This is a genomic window from Pseudarthrobacter sp. IC2-21 (assembly GCF_034048115.1).
In the GTDB taxonomy this organism is placed as follows: Bacteria; Actinomycetota; Actinomycetes; order Actinomycetales; family Micrococcaceae; genus Arthrobacter; species Arthrobacter naphthalenicus.
The window spans coordinates 623,829-641,417 of sequence record NZ_CP139145.1 but is presented as its reverse complement, the minus strand read 5'-3'; the positions used below and the strand labels follow the sequence as shown (position 1 = coordinate 641,417).

The window sequence follows — 17,589 nt, the reverse complement described above, 5'->3', positions numbered from 1 at the left end:
ACCTGCCTTCGGGGCCCAGGCGCCGCCGCCCATTAGGCTGGACGCATGACTTCGCCGGACACCAGCCCCGCACCTGCAAACCGGACACCGGACGACTGGCAGGCCCGCGCGAACGAGGCCGCCCGCGCGGTGACATCGCGCTTTGGCCGGCGGCTGATGTTCCTGCCCGGAACCCACCTCGGCTCGGTCAGCTGGCCCTCGAACCGGCTGCAGAACCTCTTCCGCCCCTGGCACTACTGGTGGCAGGCCCACTATGTGGACTGCCTGGTGGATGCCGGGCGCCGCGAACTGGGCAACGGTGCCACGCCGGCGGCCCGGTTCAACGGCCCCGGGAACCCCAGCGCCGGAAAACTCGCATCCCGGCTGGTCACCGGCATCAGGCTGCGCAATGCCTTCACCTTCGTCAACAACTACTACGACGACATGGCCTGGCTGGGCCTGGCCACCCTCCGCCTGCAGGATCTGGCGGAGGAGACGCGAAAACCGGGCCGCCGGCGCAATGCCCGGGTCCGGAAAACCCTGACGCTTCAGTTCGATTCCGCCTCCACGGAGGACCTTGGCGGCGGCACGTTCTGGAGTAAGAAACGGGACTTCAAAAACACGCCGGCAACTGCGCCGATAGCGCTCTACTATGCCCGCACCGGCCACCAGGCCAAGGCGCAGCGGCTGGTGGACTGGCTCAATGCGGTCCTCTTTGATCAGGCACAAGGCCTTTACAGAGACGGGGCACGGCTCAACGCGGCCGGCGAAATCACGCTGGAGAACACCATCTACACCTATAACCAGGGGCCGGTGCTTGGGGCACTGCTGGAGCTTGGCGGCGAGGAGAACCTCAGCCGGGCCGCCACCGTGATCAGGGCTGTGGATACACACCTGACCGTCCCGGCCCCCGCGGTGCCGCCCGGAAGCTCCCCCGGCGTTCGGACCAGCATCCTCCGCTGCGATGGAACGGGCGACGGCGGACTCTTCACCGGGATCCTGTGCAGATACCTGGCACTCGCCGCCCTCGATGCCAGGCTTCCGGAGGGCACCCGGACCACTGCTGCTGAACTTGTCAGCGCGACCGCCGAAGCGTTCTGGGCGGGCCGGCGCACCAGCGGCGGTCCGATTTTCTCCGTTCACGCAGCGCAGCCGGCGAGCGCCACCTACCCGGCGGGCGCCGCCGTCGAACTTTCCACCCAGCTGCAGGCCTGGATGGTCCTGGAGGCTGCCGCCACCCTTGGCCCGGGTGCCATCAGCGGGGCAGCGCCGGCTGCACCCTGACCGGCGCCAGCTGGGTGATCACCAGGACGGCGGTGACTGCTCCGGCCGCCATGATCGCCGCGAGCACCACGATCTGGAAGCGGCCCGCTTCCAGGGGCGAAATTCCGCCGAAGATGGCGCCCACGAAGGCGCCCGGGAGGGTGACCAGGCCGGTGGTCTTGGTCTGGTCGGTGGCCGGAATCAGCGCTGCGCGCACCGATTGCCGGGCCAGATCAAGGGTTGCCCGCCGCGGCGTGGCTCCCAGCGCCAGCCAGCCTTCCACTTCATTCCAGTGGTCATGCACTGTCTCCGCGAACCGCCGCCCGGCCAGGACCGCTACTGTCATCGCGTTCCCGATCACGATCCCGCCGATGGCCAGGGCATAACGCGGACTGAAATCGATGGTGCCGGTGCCAAAAATGATCAGCAGGGTGGCTACGATGCCGGCGGCCATGGAACCTCCCACCAGGGCGAAGCCGGGCCAGCTGCAGCCCACCCGCCGGGTGGCGCTCACCGCCGCCACCGTAAACATCACCAGCAGCCCGACGGCCACCCACTGCGGACTCGTGATGACGCCGCTGAGGACAAAGCTGACGGCCGCGAGCTGCACGGCGCCCCTGAGGATCGCCGCTGCCGGGGAAAATGCGAACGGTACCCGGAATGCCAGCAAGACGGCGACGGCCAGAGCCAGGAGCAGGCCGACGCCCACCAGCGTGGGCAGGAACACCGCGAGCTCAGGCATGAGGCCAGCATAGCCAGCGGAGGGCAGGCGTCATGTTTCGTCGATTAGGTCACATAAAGTTTGCATAATTCGGAATGGTCTGAGTAATCTCACTTTAGGTAAGCCTAACCTTGGCTTCCATGAGCGCGAGGTATCCACCCGCAATGACTGCAAACTATCTGATTGGCCTCCGCGAAGGCCTTGAGGCGACCTTGGTCGTGGTCCTGTTGATGGCGTACCTGGTCAAGAGTGGCCGGCGGCATCTTCTACCGCGGATGTGGGCGGGTGTTGGCTTCGCCGTGGCCGTGTCGTGCGCTTTCGGCGCCCTGCTCACCTACGGCCCGCGCGGACTCACCTTCGAAGCCCAGGAGGCCATTGGCGGCACCCTGTCGGTACTGGCAGTAGGGCTTGTCACCTGGATGGTGTTCTGGATGGCCAGGACCGCCCGGACACTCGGCAGCGACCTCCGTTCGCGGGTGGACCTGCGGTCCGACGGGACAGCCTGGGGGCTCGCCCTGGTGGCGGCCGTGGCTGTGGGCCGCGAAGGCCTCGAGACCGCATTGTTCCTGTGGGCGGCCGCCCAGTCCTCGGGCTCCTCGGCGTCCCCGCTGCTGGGTGCGCTGCTTGGACTGGCCACGGCGGCGGCCCTGGGCTACCTGCTCCACCGCGGGGCACTGAAGGTCAACCTCGGAAAGTTCTTCACCTGGAGCGGCGCGGCCCTGATTGTCATTGCCGGCGGTGTGCTGGCCTACGCGGTCCACGATTTCCAGGAGGCAGGCATCCTCCCCGGGCTGCACACCCTGGCCTTCGACGTCTCAGCCGCCGTCCCGCCGTCGTCCTGGTACGGCACCCTGCTCAAGGGAACCCTGAACTTCTCCCCTGCCACAACCTGGTTTGAAGCTGCCGCCTGGCTGCTCTACGTACCGCCCGTCATGTACCTCTACCTCCGTTCCAACCGGCGCGCCCACAGGGTCACCCCGGGCCCTTCCACGGCCGCCGCAGCAATTTCCTGACCCCCAGCCAACGCATCACACCCCAAAGGATCCGCCCGTGCCCAACTTCTCCGCGCCCAAATTCCCCCTGCCCAACTCCCCCAGGCGGACGCTCAGCTACGCAGCCCTCCTCGCCGCCGCAGTACTGCCGCTGACCCTGACCGCCTGCACCGACAACACCGCCGTCCCGGCCGCCGGCCCCGTCAAGGTCTCCAGCACGGCGGACGCCTGCACACTGTCCACCCACACCACCGCGAGCGGCAACATCACCTTCGCCATCCAGAACGACGGCACCCAGGTCACCGAGTTCTATCTGCTGGCTGCAGACGGGCTGAGGATCGTCGCCGAGGTGGAAAACATCGGGCCTGGACTGACCCGCAACCTCGTAGTGACAGCCCCCGCCGGCAACTACACCGCGGCCTGCAAGCCGGGCATGGCGGGTGACGGCATCCGCGCCGGGTTCAAGGTCACCGAGTCCGGCGACAATCCGGCCGTGGACACCAACCTCAAGGCGCTCACGGACCAGGGCACCGCCCAGTACGTGTCCTACGTCAAGGACCAGGCCGAGCAGTTGCTGGCAGGAACCAAGGAGTTCGCCACGGCGTACGCCGCCGGAGACGCCGCCAAGGCCCGTGACCTCTACGCCGCAACCCGCATGAACTGGGAACGCATCGAACCCGTGGCCGAATCCTTCGGCGACCTCGACCCCAAGCTGGACGCCCGCGAAGCAGACCTCGCACCCGGTGAGGAATGGACGGGCTGGCACCGGGCCGAGAAGGATCTCTTCCCGCCGGCAGGCTTCCCCGCCCTGACCGGCCCCGAACGGCAAACACTGGCAGCCCAGCTGGTGGCGGACACGGAGGACCTGGCCTCCCGGACCCGGACTGTGGAATTGACGGCGGACAAGCTCGGCAACGGGGCCAAGGAACTCCTGGACGAGGTGGCGACCGGCAAGGTCACCGGTGAGGAAGAGATCTGGTCCCACACCGACCTTTGGGACTTCCAGGCCAACGTTGACGGCGCCCGGATTGCGTTCGAAAACCTCCGTCCCGTGCTGGAGCGAAGAAACCCCGAGCTCGCCACCTCGCTGGACACGAAGTTCACTGCCCTCCAGGCCGAGCTGAAGCAGCATGCCCGCGGCGAAGGGTTTGCCTATTACAACGAGCTGAGCCCGGACCAGGTCCGGAAGCTCGCCGCCCTCGTGGACGCCCTCGGGGAGCCGCTGTCCCACCTCACCGCCGGCGTTGTGCTGTGACGGGCTGCCCGTTCAGGGGCGGCGCGCACGACGCCGGCGCGGCAGGTTCCGCCCCCCAGGCACCCTCAGCAGCGGCTACCCGCGCCCCTTCCGCAGCGGCCGCACCGGCCGCACCGGCCGCAGCGGGGCCCGGTCAGGAGGCCCCGGCGTCGCGCCTTTCGCGGCGGGGGCTGCTCTCCCTTGCCGGTGCCGGGGGTGCCGGTGCCCTCGCCGGTCTCGCCGCCGGGCTGCTCAGCCAGGACACGCTGGCGGCCGCCGCCGCGCCGATTCCGGCAGGACCCGGCGATACGGTGCCGTTCCACGGGGCAAACCAGGCCGGGATCACCACCGCCGCGCAGGACCGGCTGCACATGGCTGCCTTCGACGTCATCACCGAGGATCGCGCCGCCCTTATCCGGCTCCTGAAGGACTGGACACAGGCGGCCGAGGCAATGACCCTGGGCCGGGAAACCGGCACCACCGGGGCCGTGGATGGCCCGTATGACGCACCGCCCGAGGACACCGGCGAGGCCCTTGGCCTGAGCGCCGGGAATCTCACCGTGACGTTCGGCTTCGGTGCAGGGCTCTTCGAGAAGGACGGGGCCGCACGGTTTGGCCTCGAAGGCCGCCGCCCCGAAGCCCTGATCGATCTGCCCCACTTCCCGGGCGATGACCTGCAGCCCAACCGCAGCGGCGGCGACATCATTGTCCAGGCCTGCGCGGACGATCCGCAGGTGGCAGTCCACGCCATCCGCAACCTGGCGCGGATCGGCTTCGGCAGGGTACGTGTCCGCTGGTCCCAGCTCGGCTTCGGCCGCACATCGTCCACGTCCCGGGACCAGCAGACGCCGCGGAACCTGTTCGGTTTCAAGGACGGCACCAACAACCTCCGGGCAGAAGACACCTCACTGCTTCAGGACCACGTCTGGGCCGGGCCGGGCTCCCGCCCCGGAGAGGCCTGGATGGAGGGCGGCAGCTACCTGGTGGCACGCCGGATCCGGATGCACATCGAGATCTGGGACCGGACGTCGTTGCGGGAACAGGAGCAGCTGATCGGGCGGACCAAGTCCGACGGGGCGCCGCTTTCCGGCGGCAAGGAATTCACCGCGCCGGATTTCGCCATCGAAGGAAAGGATGGCAAGCCCCTGATCGGCCTGGATTCGCACGTCAGGCTGGCCCACGCAGACCAGAACGGCGGCGTCCGGATGCTCCGCCGCGGCTACAACTACACCGACGGTTCGGACGGGCTGGGGCACCTTGATGCGGGGTTGTTCTTTATCGCCTTCGTCAAAGATCCGCGCACCCACTATGTGCCCATGCAGCTCGCCATGGCGAAGCAGGACACCCTGGCCCTGGAATACCTCAAGCACACGGGTTCCGCCCTGGCCGCGGTCCCGCCGGGCATCCGGCCAGGCGGGTTCGTTGGCGAGGGCCTCTTCGCCTGATGGGTGCGCGGAAGGAGTCTCTGCAGGCTCGTTCAAGCTGTTATGCCAGCCCGTGCGGCCGTCCCGCCAGCCAGATCCCCTAATTACGTCACGCAATAGTTTCGTAATGCATGTGATCCTGATCACTTAAGGCTCTTCGCGCTTGGAGTCTTAGGTTTGGCTAACCTACAGTTTTCTCCAGTGAGCCACCGATACCCCGGTTCGCAAGACCCCCGGGTCCACAAACTTTTGTCCCCAGAAAGTAGCCCTCAATGAAGATCCGCAACAGCGCCCTGGCGGGCATTGCCATCGCCGCCACTGCAGCCCTCGGACTGACCGCCTGCGGCGGCTCCACCACCCCGGCAGCCTCAGGCTCCGCATCCGGCTCCGCTGGTGCCGCCTCCGGTGAAATCACCGTTTACAACGCCCAGCACGAAAGCCTGACCCAGGAATGGGTGGACGCGTTCACGGCTGAGACCGGCGTCAAGGTGACCATGCGCCAGGGCTCGGACACCGAACTGTCCAACCAGATTGTGCAGGAAAGCGCAGCCTCCCCGGCAGACGTTTTCCTCACCGAAAACTCCCCGGCCATGGCGCAGGTTGAGAACGCCGGCCTGTTCGCCGACGTTGACAAGGCCACCATCGATCAGGTGCCGGCGGAGTTCCGTCCCTCGACCGGCAAGTGGACCGGCATCGCCGCCCGCTCCACCGTCCTGGTGTACGACAAGACCAAGATCAGCGACGACCAGCTGCCCAAGTCCATGCTGGACCTGGCCAAGCCGGAGTGGAAGGGCAAGTGGGCCGCTTCACCGTCCGGCGCCGACTTCCAGGCCATCGTGGCTGCCCTGCTCGAACTCAAGGGTGAGTCCGCCGCTGAAGAATGGCTGAAGGGCATGAAGGAAAACTTCAAGGCCTACAAGGGAAACAGCACCGCCATGAAGGCAGTCAACGCCGGCGAAGTCGACGCCGCGCTGATCTACCACTACTACTACTACGGCGATCAGGCCAAGACCGGCGAGAACTCCAAAAACGTCACGCCGTACTACTTCAAGAACCAGGACCCGGGCGCCTTCCTCTCCGTGTCCGGTGGCGGTGTCCTGAAGAGCTCCAGGAACGCAGCGGCGGCCCAGGCCTTCCTGAAGTTCATCACGGGCAAGAAGGGCCAGGAAGTCCTCAAGAACGGCACCTCCTTCGAGTACGCCATCGCCTCTGATGTTCCGGCCAACGACAAGCTGGTTCCAGTCAAGGACCTGCAGGCTCCCACCGTGGACCCGGCTAAGCTCAACTCCGCCAAGGTCACCGAGCTGATGACCAAGGCAGGACTCCTGTAATTCTGTGACCTCTGATCTATCGGCTCCCCCCAAGGCGGGGAGCACGACGACGGCGGGCCGGGGCAAGAGCCCCCGCCCGCCTCTCGGCGTTTCCACGGTGTCCATCCTGGCTGTGCTGATTGCCCTGTTCTCCCTGATCCCCCTCGGCTACGTGGTCTACATGACGGCGGCAACCGGGTGGGACACCGCCGTCGAACTCATCTTCCGCCCCAGGGTGGGCGAGCTACTGCTCAACACCATCCTGCTGATGCTGATCACTGTCCCGCTCTGCCTCATCATCGGTGTTGGCGGCGCGTGGCTGGTGGAGCGGACGCGGCTGCGGGGCCACAGAATCTGGGCGGTTCTGCTTGCCGCACCGCTGGCCATTCCCGCGTTTGTGAACAGCTATGCCTGGGTGTCGGCCGTGCCTTCACTGGAAGGGCTGGGGTCCGGTGTCCTGATCGCCACGCTCTCCTACTTCCCGCTGGTCTACATTCCCGCGGCGGCGACGCTCAGCCGCCTGGATCCGGCGATCGAACAGTCCGCGGCTGCCCTGGGCCTGGGCAACTGGCGGGTCTTCTTCCGGGTGGTGCTACCGCAGCTGCGCATCGCGATGACCGGCGGTGCGCTGCTCGTGGCACTGCACCTGCTGGCCGAATACGGCGCCTTCGCGATGATCCGCTTCGACACCTTCACCACGGCGATCATGATTCAGTACCAGTCCACCTTCAACGGCACGGCGGGCAACATGCTGGCCAGCGTGCTCGTGTTCCTCTGCCTGGTCCTGCTGGTGGTGGAGGTCCGGGGCCGCGGCAGTGCCCGCTATGCCAGGATCGGCTCCGGCGCGCAGGCCAAAGCCCTGCGGCTGCCGCTGCATGTCTATCAGTGGCCGGCGCAGCTTGCCCTGCTCGCCCTGACGGCGTTGGCTTTCGGGCTGCCGCTCTTCCTGGTCCTGCGGTGGGTCGCGGCGGGCGGCCCCGCCATCTGGGCGGCGGACGAGTTCCTGCCCGCCCTGCTTGCCACCCTGGGTTACGGCCTGGCTGGCGCCGTGGTGACCACGGTGGTGGCGTTTCCGATGGCCTTCCTTGCGGTGCGGCACCCCAGTTGGTTCAGTAAGTCCCTGGAACTGTCGAACTACGTCACCAGTTCCATGCCCGGAATCGTGGTCGGTCTTGCGTTTGTTACGGTCAGCATCCGGGTGGTCCCCGGCATCTACCAAAGCGCCGGGTTACTGGTGGCCGCCTACGTCCTGCTGTTCCTGCCCCGTGCACTGGTAAACCTGCGCGCCGGGCTGGCGCAGGCCCCGAAGGAACTTGACGAAGCGGCGCAGGCCCTCGGCAAGCCGCCGCTGGAGTCGTTCATCCGGGTGACGCTGCGGCTCACGGCCCCGGCCGCAGCCGGCGGCGCGGCCCTGGTGTTCCTGGCCATCGCCAACGAGCTGACCGCCACGCTCCTGCTCTCACCCAACGGGACCCGGACCCTGGCCACCGAATTCTGGAGCAAGAGCAGCGAAATCGATTATGCGGGCGCGGCCCCCTATGCCCTGCTGATGATCCTGCTCTCCGCGCCCATGACCTACCTCCTCTTCCAGCAGTCCAAGAAAGTGGCCGGACAGTGACCGAACAATCCCCCTCACGCCTCCCGGAACCCCGGATCGCGCCGTCCGTGGAGCCTTCCACCAACAGCCACCTGCAGATCACGGACGTCACCAAGAACTTCGGATCCCAGGCCGTGCTCAAGGGCGTCAACCTGTCCGTGGCCAAGGGCGGCACCACCGCCATTGTGGGCCCGTCCGGCTCGGGGAAAACAACGCTGCTGCGGCTCATCGCCGGCTTTGAACACCCCGCCACCGGCAGCATCTCGCTGAACGGGGTCAAGGTTGCGGGCGACGGCGTCTGGCTCCCCGCCCATAAACGCCACGTCGGATATGTGGCCCAGGACGGCGCCCTCTTCCCGCACCTCACGGTGGGCCAGAACGTGGCCTTCGGCCTGGACCCCGCCAAGCTTTCCGGCGGCCGCCGGGCAGTGGCCGCCCGGATCAGTGAACTGCTGGAGATGGTGTCGCTGGATCCGGCCATGGCCAAACGGCGCCCGCACCAGCTCTCCGGCGGCCAGCAGCAGCGGGTTGCGCTGGCCCGGGCGCTGGCCCGTGAACCCGAACTGATGCTGCTGGACGAGCCGTTCTCCGCCCTGGACGCGGGGCTCCGGGTGGCAACGCGGCGTGCGGTGGCCAAGGTGCTGAGCGAGGCTGGCGTCACCACCATCCTGGTTACCCACGACCAGGCTGAAGCGCTGTCCTTCGCGGACCAGGTGGCCGTGATGCGCGGCGGCAAACTGGCCCAGATCGGTAATCCGTTCGTGGTGTACACCCGGCCCGCCGATCGGGCCACGGCCGAGTTCCTGGGCGACGCCGTCATCCTCGATGCCTGGATGGAAGGTTCGCTCGGCACGTGTTCGCTGGGCGCAATTCCGGTCCGCCGGCCGCCGTCGCAGGGCCGCGTGCAGCTGATGCTGCGGCCTGAGCAGATCCGGATCGCCGAGGACGGCCCCATCCGCGGCGTGGTGGTGGATACCGACTACTTCGGCCCCGAAACCACGGTGCGGCTCAAACTCTCGGTGCCGCCCGAGCTGGCCGGCATCAGCGACCACCGCTACCCCGGCGGCGGCGAGATCATCACCATCCGGCACTGGAACGCCTCCATCGCCCGGCCGGGCATGGAGCTCTGCCTGCGGGTGGTTGGCGAAGCGGTCGCGTTCCCTATGGAGGACTAAACCCAACTAGGTAGCGCTAAGTGTCGTTTTGAGGGGTCAAAACGACACTTAGCGCTACTTACTTGGGCGGGGCGGCGGGCTTCCTCTTCTGCGGGTACGGCGCCTCACCGCGGGCCAGCATCTCCACAAACCCGGCGATCTTCCGTTCGCGGGTGGCCGCCTGTTTCACCGAATTCGTCCGGTAGATCATGGCATACCGGTTCACCGACGTGAGGACATCGAACATGGCCTGGGCGGCGGGATCGGCGGCGATCGCCGCGGCAAGGTCCGGTGGAACCTCCGCCGCCGCCTGGCCCGAGTAGGCCACCTCCCAGCGGCCGTCAGCCTTGGCGCTTTCGACGGCGGCGCGCCCCGCGTCGGTCATCTTGCCGGCGGCTTCCAGACGGGCGATGTGCCCCACATTCCTGGCCGACCAAACGCTTTTGGGGCCGCGGCGGGTCATGCGCTGGCTGTAGCTCCCGGCGTCGCGCTTGATGACCTGGCCGTCAATCCAGCCAAAGCAGAGCGCCTCATCCAGGGCCGCGTCGTAATCGAGTTCCGTGACACCGCCGCCCTTCTTGTGGAGGACCAGCCACACCCCGGGACTGTCCCGGTGGTTGGCTTCCAGCCACCTCCGCCACGCTGCGGCATCCGGCACCAGCAATTCCTCAAGTTCAATCGCCATGGCCCTATTCTGCACGGTGCCAGCCGTTTCAAGAGGTGGCATGATGGCGGTAGTTGCGCTGTCCCGGATTCGAGGAGAAACCCATGCTGCGTGTCAGGCCCGTCCACTACACGTCCCGCCCTGAACGGTGGGAAGAACTCCTGGTTGCCTTGGGCCTGGTCAAGACCGTTGACCAGGGCCCGTGGCGGGAGTTCGACGCCGGCTCCGGGCGGCTGGCACTGCACGCCGCCGCGGCGGGACAGGACGTCGACGGCACCACGGCCCTTGGCGTGGAGGTGGGCGACCTGGCCGAGTTTGCCCGGCGCACCGGCCTGGCCGCGGAAGAGTCCGGGAAAACCACCTCGGAACTCATCACCGCAGCCCACGGCGAGTCGTGCCGCATCACCAGCACCGACGGCTTCAGCTTCCTGGCGGACAAAGCCGCCCACGGCGCGAACTGCGCCGACGCAGACCCTGCCCTGGCCGTCGTCGGCGTCTGGTTCTCCGCCGATCCCGGCGCCGCCGCCATGACGCTGCAGGACATCGGCGCACGGTTCCGTCCGGTTCCGGATGCGGACGAAACCGCGGACTTTACCGCCAAGAACGGCGGTGTGCTGATGGTGCGCCCGGCGTCGGGCGGCCCCCGCTCGGGTTTGGGATTTGAGTACGACGGCGATCCGGGCACCCTGCGGGCGCGGCTTACCGCAGCCGGCTTTGAAGTCAGCGAAACGGAGGAAGCCTTCGGCCGGACCCTGCACGTAGCCAACCCGGACGCCGCTACCCCCGACGCCGCCGAGGGCACCCACCCGGCCGCCCACGTCCCGCCCACCCTCTGGATCTCGCAGCGGCCCAACTGACCGGCGGGATCCCGGCACTAAAACGGCCGCTTTACGCTCAGAGCTCACCACTCGCCGACCCGGACGCGTCCGATGGGGTAGAACTTAACCATGAACGTTCGCACTCCTGACCCCAATCCCGGCTGGCTCTCCGAGGAAGACCTCTTCGAGGCACGCGGGAGGCTTCCCATGATCTACGTGGAGGCCGTACCGGTCAGGCTGGATCCGCTGGGGTTCGTGAACGAGGTCGGCACGCTGCTCCAGGCCGATGAGGACGGCAACATGATCAGGTCGCTGGTATCGGGCCGGGTGATCTACCGGGAGACCATCCGCGGGGCGCTCCTGCGGCACATGGAGAAGGACCTGGGCCCGCTGGCGTTTCCGCAGCTCCCCATCAGCCCCGTGCCGTTCACGGTGGCCGAATACTTCCCGGCTCCGTCCCATACGGGCTTCACCGACGACCGCCAACACGCCGTGTCCCTGGCCTATGTCATCCCCGTCACTGGCGAATGCGAGCCCCGCCAGGATGCCCTGGAACTGACCTGGATGACCCCCGAAGAAGTGCTGAGCCCCGGCGTCCAGCTCGAATTCAGCGGCGGCCGCGGCGCCCTGGTCCGGCAGGCGCTGGCCTTCGCCGGAGTGGGTTTCTGAGGCCCGCGGAGTCCCCACCCTCCCGGATTTGGCCCGCCCCGCTCAGTAGACTGTAGGGCGGACCGCAAGAGAATTTAAGGATCCCCATGACCGAAACCCCAGCCGCACGGCACTACGGCGACACGCAGGCTGGATCTCTGACTTCCGGCGATCACCTCCTCCTTCCTGATGGCGGACGCACCGCCGAAATCGAGCGGGTTGAGCTCGAATTCGACGATTTCGGCGTCGCTGCGGTGATCCTGGCCAGCCTCACCGGCGGCGGCACCATCAGGATCGCGGCCGGCTCCACCGTAAACGTCCTGGACACCGCGGTCAGTCAAGGTGGCCTTGAAGCAGGGCCCGACGACGTCACGCGGCTTCCGGCGGCAGCGTCCGGGCATGAGGCCGCTGCCCGTGTTTCCCAAGGGGAAGCGCCCGACGCGGAAATACCCGGGGCACAGGCGCGCGGCGCAGAACAGCCAGGAAATCAGCCCGCCGCAACCGGCGGCGCGGCACCCACAGCACCCGCCGTCGTCGTGCCTCCCCAGCCTGCCATTCCGCCCGCGGTGAGCGGCCCGTCTGCGGACGAGCTCGCGCTGATCCCCGCGCCGGCCGGCACACCGGAGGCTGTGGTGGAAGCTGCGGCGGAGGCCCACCCGGATGCGGTGGGTGTGCTGCTGCTGGCGGACAAGCTGGCGAAAGGCATCAACTTCAAGTCCGGCAGCTGCCTGAAGGACCTCAGCGACCTCGCCCACGAACTGTTCATCACGCTGAAGGACCCGGACGGCGCACTGGCTGTGGCGGACCTGCTCAACGTGCTGCCGTTCGACGGCAACCCGGGCCGGTGGGCCTCGGTGGAGGCGTCGCTGGCGCTGTCCAGTTACATCTGCCGCCAGGACCGGCAGGAAGAGCGCGCCGAGGTCTACGAAAAGCTGCTCCGCACGCCGGAGAACCAGGAAACAGACCCGTTCAAGGCGCGCATGAACGCCAAGGTCCGCCAGCGCTCCCTGAACGAACCCAACCTGTACGACAAAGAGATCTTCCGCTCGATCGACAACTCCAACCACGAGGCCGAGCGGGAGTGGCGGTTGCTGCGCCTGGAGTCGCTGCTTTTCCTGCGGGCCCATGGCGGATCCGAAACGATCGGCCTCGGCGAGCTGCAGCGCCGCATCAGCAACGAACTCGAGGCCGTCCGCGCCTGAACCGTCAGGGTTGGAGCTTCTGCTCCGGGGTGTCCTGATGGGGGAATTGCCCCCTACCCGGAGCTGCGCACGCGCTGTACATTCGGGCTATGACGAACAATCTGAGCGTGGTCATTAATGCTGATGCGCCGCAGGTCTGGATCATGCTGCGCGAACCCGCCAAGGTGGCCCAGTGGCATGGCTGGGAGACTGAGGAGCTGCCGGCCGAGATCAACCAGATCTACTTTGGCAAGGGCGTGGTGGAGGCCCCGGACCATACGAGCCTCACCACCAACGGCGGCGACGTCTTCGACCTCAAACCCGTGCCCGGCGGGACGCAGGTCAGTGTCACCCGGGCCGCCCTGGACCACAACTCCGAGTGGGCCGCGTGGGACGAGGACATCACCCAGGGCTGGCTGACCTTCCTCCAGCAGCTCCGTTTCGCGCTGGAGCACCACCCGCACGGCAACAGGCACACCCTGTTCTTCGAACTGCCGGGAGGGCACGGCTCCGCCATCGAAAAGCTGGGCTTGTCTGATGTTCCCAAGCCGGGCGAACCGTACCAGCTGACCCTGGCCACCGGTGAGGAAATCAGCGGCAAGGTCTGGTATCGGAGCAACCACCAGGTGGGCCTGACCGTCCACGGCTACGCCGAACACGGCGATGGCCTGCTGATTGTGGCGGACCAGCCTGTCATCGAGGATGTCAGGCCCGACGGCGGTGCGATCGTGATCGCCTCGACGTATGACCTGGGTGCCCGCAAACTGGATTCCATCCGCTCGGCCTGGGACGGCTGGCGGACTGAGAACTACCCCACACAGACGGCGGCCCGCTGAAGGTTGGGCCGGGTTTGCTGGCACACTGTAACGGTGCCAGCAAACCCCGCCTCCGAGCCGCAGTCCCAGTTCTCCTTCACCGTAGGCACCCGCCTGGCTGACAGCTGTCCGCCGTCGGACGCCCAGGTCGCGGAGAACGGCGGCAAGTTCCTGGGCCGCACCGGCACCATCACCACCCCGCACGGCGAGATCCGCACCCCGGCCTTCATCGCCGTCGGAACCAAAGCCACGGTGAAGTCGGTGCTGCCGGAGTCCATGGCGGAGCTCGGGGCGCAGGCGCTCCTGGCCAACGCCTACCACCTGTACCTCCAGCCGGGCGCGGACATCCTGGATGAGGCCGGGGGCCTGGGCGCGTTTATGAACTGGGCCGGGCCCACCTTCACGGATTCCGGCGGGTTCCAGGTGATGAGCCTGGGGTCCGGGTTCAAGAAGGTCATCGACATGAAAACTGTGTCTGCCGCGAACGCGGCCCTCCCCGACGACGCCGTGGCCCCCGGCAAGGAACGCCTCGCCCACATCGACGACGACGGCGTCTGGTTCAAATCGCATCTGAACGGGGACCGGCACCGGTTCTCCCCGGAAATCTCCATGCAGGTCCAGCACCGGATCGGCGCGGACATCATGTTCGCCTTCGACGAGCTGACCACCCTGCAGAACTCCCGCGGCTACCAGGAGGAATCTCTGGAACGCACCCGGCTGTGGGCCCTCCGCTGCCTGGACGAGCACTTCCGGCTGACCGCGTCCCGGGAGGGAAAGCCCTACCAGGCCCTGTTCGGCGTGATCCAGGGCGCCCAGTACGAGGACCTGCGCCGCAAAGCCTGCCAGGACCTGGGCGCGATGAACTTCGACGGGTACGGCATCGGCGGGGCGCTGGAGAAGGAGAACCTGGGCACCATTGTGCGCTGGTGCAACGAGGAGCTGCCGGAGGACAAGCCGCGGCACCTGCTGGGCATCTCCGAGCCGGACGACATCTTCACCGCCATCGAAAACGGCGCGGACACCTTCGACTGCGTCTCCCCCACCCGGGTAGCCCGCAACTCGGCGTTCTACCACCCCACCGGCCGCTACAACCTCTCCGGCGCCAAGTACAAACGCGACTTCGGCCCGCTGCAGGAAGGCTGTGACTGCTACGCCTGCGCCAACTACTCCCGCGCCTACATCCACCACCTGTTCAAGGCCAAGGAGATGCTGTCCGCCACCTTGATCTCCATCCACAACGAACGCTTTGTGGTGAAAATGGTGGATGACGCCCGGCTGGCCATCGAGGCCGGCACCTTCTTCGAGTTCAAGGCCGAGACCCTGGCACAGTATTATTCCTGAGCGTTGTTCCCGGTTGCCTCGGTTATCCTGACCAGATGTTCATTGAGATCCCTGCTGCAGCAGGCACCGCCGAGGCCCTTGTTGTCCGTCCGTCCACCGGCACCGGGCCGTTCCCGGGCGTCATCCTGTACATGGACGCGTTCGGTCTGCGGCCGCGCATCGAGGAAATGGCGCAGCGCATCGCTGACTGGGGCTACATTGTCCTGGCACCCAACGTTTTCTATCGGGACGGGACCGTCGCGGAACTCGCACCGAAGGTGGACATGACCACCCCGGAGGGCCGTTCCGCCGCCGGGAAGGCAGCCTTCCCGCGGGTCGGGCACCTCACCGCCGAGAAAGCCCTCCCGGACATTGATGCGTGGGTTGCGGCCTTGGAAAAGCTCGACGGCGTCGCAGCGGGTCCCATCGGCACGTTCGGCTACTGCATGGGCGCCCGCCTCGCGGTCCGCACCGCCACCGCCCACCCCGAGGTGGTGGCCGCGTGCGGCGGCTTCCATGGCGGCGGCCTCGCCACGGAGACCCCCGACAGCCCGCATCTGGGGCTCCCCCAGGCCAAGGCCCGCTTCGTTTTCGGCCATGCGGACCATGACCAAAGCATGGATTCCGACGCCGTCGCACGCCTGGGTTCGGCGCTCGAGGCCGCCGGACTCGAGGCTTCCAACGAGGTCTACGCGGGCGCACCCCACGGCTACACGATGGCAGACACGTCCATGTTCCATGCTGAGGCGACCGAGCGGCACTTCACCGAGCTCCGCGCGCTCCTCGACGGGACGCTGAAGGCCTAGAGCCGAACCCCATCGGTTGCTCCCGGATGCGGCTAAAAGTACGACGCCGGGCGGCAGCTACGCGGCGCCGGTTACCGCGGCGTTGGTCACCGTAGCGCTCGGGACGCCGTAGCTTGGTTCGCGCTTCTTGATCCAGCCGATCACCAGCGACGTCACGGGGACGAACAGGAACTCCACGAGGGTCTTGTACACAAAGCCCACCACTACGTAGTTCACAAACATGCCGAAGTCCGTGATGCCGATGACGGAGGCGGCGATGCTGCAGAAGATCAGGGTGTCCACGAACTCGCCTGCGCCGGAGGATCCCATCAGCCGTGCCCACAGGGATCTTTCGCCGGAACGGGCCTTCATCTTTACCAGGATCCAGGAGTTGATGGTCTGCCCGGCCAGGAACGCCAGCAGCGAAGCCAGCACAATCTGCGGGACCGGGCCCAGTGCACCCTCCAGGGCGGCCTGCTTGGACGCGCCGAACTCGTCGTCAAAGCCGGGCAGGGCGATGATCACCCAATAGCAGACCGAGGCGAACACGGACAGCGCAAAGGTGGTGAAGATGGCCCTGCGCGCCACTTTGAAGCCGTAGACCTCGCTGATCACGTCGCCCAGGATGTAGGCGAGCGGGAAGAGGAAGAAGCCGCCGTCGGTGATGATCGGGCCGATCGCCACGCCTTTTGACGCGCCGATGTTGGACAGGATCAGCACAACGGCCATAGAGGCCAGCATGATGCCGAAGTAGGGCGAGCCGATGGATGCGAATTTCGCAACCGGGTGTGCGGGGACTGTGGCCGGCAGGACGCGCGGGCCTGAGGGGGATGGCATGGGGGTGTCCGTTCGTAGTGGTTCGCTCGGGCATCCGCCTCAGCCGAAGACTGACCGCGGGACGCCTGGCTGTATTAGCACTGTCACGCCATTCTCCCATCCGTCCGGAGCCCACCTTTTTGAACATGTTCAAAAAGGTGGCATACTCGATTCCCTGAACGTGTTCAAAAAGGGGAGTTCCGTGGCAGCAGTCAAGAGCGAGCAGACCAAGCAACGCCTTGCGGACGTGGCGCTGCGGATGTTCCGGGAGATCGGGTTTGAGAAGACCACCATGCGGGCCATCGCTGCGGAGGCGGGCGTATCCGTGGGCAACGCCTACTACTACTTCGCGTCCAAGGACGATCTGGTCCAGGAACTCTACGTCCGGGTGCAGGCCGAGCATGCAGCCAAGGCGGACGAAGCCCTCGAAGGAGTCAAGGACTTGGCCAGCAGGCTGAAGGCCACGCTGCACGCCGGCCTGGATGTCATGGCGCCCTACCACCGCTTCGGCGCCGACTTCGTGGCCACGGCCATCCGGCCGACGTCCCCGGTCAACCCGTTCGCCGGAGAGTCGACGGAGGCCCGTGAAGCCTCGCTGGGCATCTTCCGGGCGGCGGTGGAAGGCGCCAGTCCGCCCGCGCCGAAGAAGCTGCGCGCAGACCTGCCCGAGCTGCTGTGGCTGGGCTACATGGGGATCGCCCTGTTCTGGGTGTATGACACCTCGGACGGCCAGCGCCGCACCCGGAGACTCGTGGACGGAGCCGTCCCGCTGATCGCCCGGGGGCTCTCGCTCGCAAAAATTCCGGGCGTCAACAAGGTTCTGGACGATGTCCTCAGCCTGAGCCGCAGCATCCGCAACTGAAACATC

17 protein-coding genes are annotated in these 17,589 nt (G+C 67.0%); 14 read left to right on the top strand and 3 right to left on the bottom strand.

Features of this window, described 5'->3' with window-relative positions:
* The first annotated feature begins 45 nt into the window (after positions 1 to 45).
* A complete protein-coding gene (locus tag SBP01_RS03035) occupies positions 46 to 1,263 on the top strand; it encodes a glycoside hydrolase family 76 protein (protein ID WP_320537436.1) in 1,218 nt (405 codons plus the stop codon).
* On the opposite strand, the gene SBP01_RS03030 is transcribed toward SBP01_RS03035, so the two are convergent.
* Positions 1,235 to 1,984, bottom strand: a complete 750-nt coding sequence (locus SBP01_RS03030; RefSeq protein ID WP_320537435.1) for an ABC transporter permease — start codon at positions 1,982 to 1,984, stop codon at positions 1,235 to 1,237. The two genes, SBP01_RS03035 and SBP01_RS03030, sit on opposite strands and share 29 nt — an antisense overlap.
* A 143-nt stretch (positions 1,985 to 2,127) precedes the next feature.
* Here SBP01_RS03030 and efeU point away from each other — a divergent pair, with 143 nt between their 5' ends.
* The 6 genes from efeU to SBP01_RS03000 all read left to right on the top strand — a co-directional run bounded on the left by efeU (position 2,128) and on the right by SBP01_RS03000 (position 9,695).
* Positions 2,128 to 2,976, top strand: a complete 849-nt coding sequence (gene efeU / locus SBP01_RS03025) for an iron uptake transporter permease EfeU (protein WP_320537434.1) — start codon at positions 2,128 to 2,130, stop codon at positions 2,974 to 2,976.
* A 37-nt stretch (positions 2,977 to 3,013) separates the two neighbouring features.
* The gene (gene efeO / locus SBP01_RS03020; RefSeq protein ID WP_320537433.1) at positions 3,014 to 4,210 is read left to right on the top strand and encodes an iron uptake system protein EfeO; all 1,197 of its coding nucleotides are present in this window, start codon (positions 3,014 to 3,016) and stop codon (positions 4,208 to 4,210) included.
* Positions 4,207 to 5,634, top strand: coding sequence for an iron uptake transporter deferrochelatase/peroxidase subunit (gene efeB, locus SBP01_RS03015; protein ID WP_320537432.1), 1,428 nt, complete (start codon positions 4,207 to 4,209; stop codon positions 5,632 to 5,634). Before efeO ends, efeB begins: the two co-directional genes overlap by 4 nt.
* A 251-nt stretch (positions 5,635 to 5,885) precedes the next feature.
* Positions 5,886 to 6,944 (top strand): iron ABC transporter substrate-binding protein, encoded by a 1,059-nt coding sequence (locus SBP01_RS03010; protein WP_320537431.1) that lies wholly within the window; start codon positions 5,886 to 5,888, stop codon positions 6,942 to 6,944.
* 4 nt (positions 6,945 to 6,948) lie between these two features.
* Entirely contained in the window at positions 6,949 to 8,541 is a 1,593-nt protein-coding gene (locus SBP01_RS03005; RefSeq protein WP_320537430.1) for an iron ABC transporter permease, read from the top strand.
* Positions 8,538 to 9,695 (top strand): ABC transporter ATP-binding protein, encoded by a 1,158-nt coding sequence (locus SBP01_RS03000; RefSeq protein WP_275214642.1) that lies wholly within the window; start codon positions 8,538 to 8,540, stop codon positions 9,693 to 9,695. The genes SBP01_RS03005 and SBP01_RS03000 overlap by 4 nt, the downstream gene beginning before the upstream one ends.
* A 58-nt stretch (positions 9,696 to 9,753) precedes the next feature.
* On the opposite strand, the gene SBP01_RS02995 is transcribed toward SBP01_RS03000, so the two are convergent.
* Positions 9,754 to 10,359, bottom strand: a complete 606-nt coding sequence (locus tag SBP01_RS02995; RefSeq protein ID WP_275214641.1) for a YdeI/OmpD-associated family protein — start codon at positions 10,357 to 10,359, stop codon at positions 9,754 to 9,756.
* Positions 10,360 to 10,442: 83 nt separating this feature from the next.
* On the opposite strand from SBP01_RS02995, the gene SBP01_RS02990 reads away from it, so the two are divergent.
* From SBP01_RS02990 to SBP01_RS02965, 6 genes are all read left to right on the top strand, one after another.
* Positions 10,443 to 11,195, top strand: a complete 753-nt coding sequence (locus tag SBP01_RS02990) for a VOC family protein (protein ID WP_320537429.1) — start codon at positions 10,443 to 10,445, stop codon at positions 11,193 to 11,195.
* A gap of 90 nt (positions 11,196 to 11,285) precedes the next feature.
* Complete coding sequence (locus SBP01_RS02985) at positions 11,286 to 11,825, top strand: NUDIX hydrolase family protein (RefSeq protein ID WP_164202427.1); 540 nt, start codon at positions 11,286 to 11,288, stop codon at positions 11,823 to 11,825.
* Between the two features lie 86 nt (positions 11,826 to 11,911).
* Positions 11,912 to 13,006, top strand: a complete 1,095-nt coding sequence (locus SBP01_RS02980) for a DUF6707 family protein (RefSeq protein ID WP_320537428.1) — start codon at positions 11,912 to 11,914, stop codon at positions 13,004 to 13,006.
* Positions 13,007 to 13,095: 89 nt separating this feature from the next.
* Complete coding sequence (locus tag SBP01_RS02975) at positions 13,096 to 13,821, top strand: SRPBCC domain-containing protein (protein WP_275214638.1); 726 nt, start codon at positions 13,096 to 13,098, stop codon at positions 13,819 to 13,821.
* Positions 13,822 to 13,854: 33 nt separating this feature from the next.
* Entirely contained in the window at positions 13,855 to 15,141 is a 1,287-nt protein-coding gene (gene tgt, locus SBP01_RS02970; protein ID WP_320537427.1) for a tRNA guanosine(34) transglycosylase Tgt, read from the top strand.
* A 35-nt stretch (positions 15,142 to 15,176) separates the two neighbouring features.
* Positions 15,177 to 15,926 carry a dienelactone hydrolase family protein gene (locus SBP01_RS02965; RefSeq protein ID WP_320537426.1) on the top strand — a complete coding sequence of 250 codons (750 nt, stop codon included), beginning with the start codon at positions 15,177 to 15,179 and terminating at the stop codon, positions 15,924 to 15,926.
* Positions 15,927 to 15,983: 57 nt separating this feature from the next.
* On the opposite strand, the gene SBP01_RS02960 is transcribed toward SBP01_RS02965, so the two are convergent.
* Positions 15,984 to 16,742 (bottom strand): queuosine precursor transporter, encoded by a 759-nt coding sequence (locus tag SBP01_RS02960; RefSeq protein ID WP_320537425.1) that lies wholly within the window; start codon positions 16,740 to 16,742, stop codon positions 15,984 to 15,986.
* 238 nt (positions 16,743 to 16,980) lie between these two features.
* Between SBP01_RS02960 and SBP01_RS02955 the strand changes: the two genes are divergently transcribed.
* Positions 16,981 to 17,583: a TetR/AcrR family transcriptional regulator gene (locus SBP01_RS02955; RefSeq protein WP_320538271.1), complete on the top strand. Its 603-nt coding sequence runs from the start codon at positions 16,981 to 16,983 to the stop codon at positions 17,581 to 17,583.
* Positions 17,584 to 17,589: the final 6 nt, after the last annotated feature.

Coding starts and splice junctions, on each gene's coding strand:
- SBP01_RS03035 (WP_320537436.1), top strand. CDS start 46: ATGACTTCGCCGGACACCAGCCCCGCACCTGCAAACCGGACACCGGAC.
- SBP01_RS03030 (WP_320537435.1), bottom strand. CDS start 1,984: ATGCCTGAGCTCGCGGTGTTCCTGCCCACGCTGGTGGGCGTCGGCCTG.
- efeU (WP_320537434.1), top strand. CDS start 2,128: ATGACTGCAAACTATCTGATTGGCCTCCGCGAAGGCCTTGAGGCGACC.
- SBP01_RS03010 (WP_320537431.1), top strand. CDS start 5,886: ATGAAGATCCGCAACAGCGCCCTGGCGGGCATTGCCATCGCCGCCACT.
- SBP01_RS02995 (WP_275214641.1), bottom strand. CDS start 10,359: ATGGCGATTGAACTTGAGGAATTGCTGGTGCCGGATGCCGCAGCGTGG.
- SBP01_RS02990 (WP_320537429.1), top strand. CDS start 10,443: ATGCTGCGTGTCAGGCCCGTCCACTACACGTCCCGCCCTGAACGGTGG.
- SBP01_RS02985 (WP_164202427.1), top strand. CDS start 11,286: ATGAACGTTCGCACTCCTGACCCCAATCCCGGCTGGCTCTCCGAGGAA.
- SBP01_RS02980 (WP_320537428.1), top strand. CDS start 11,912: ATGACCGAAACCCCAGCCGCACGGCACTACGGCGACACGCAGGCTGGA.
- SBP01_RS02975 (WP_275214638.1), top strand. CDS start 13,096: ATGACGAACAATCTGAGCGTGGTCATTAATGCTGATGCGCCGCAGGTC.
- SBP01_RS02965 (WP_320537426.1), top strand. CDS start 15,177: ATGTTCATTGAGATCCCTGCTGCAGCAGGCACCGCCGAGGCCCTTGTT.
- SBP01_RS02960 (WP_320537425.1), bottom strand. CDS start 16,742: ATGCCATCCCCCTCAGGCCCGCGCGTCCTGCCGGCCACAGTCCCCGCA.
- SBP01_RS02955 (WP_320538271.1), top strand. CDS start 16,981: ATGTTCCGGGAGATCGGGTTTGAGAAGACCACCATGCGGGCCATCGCT.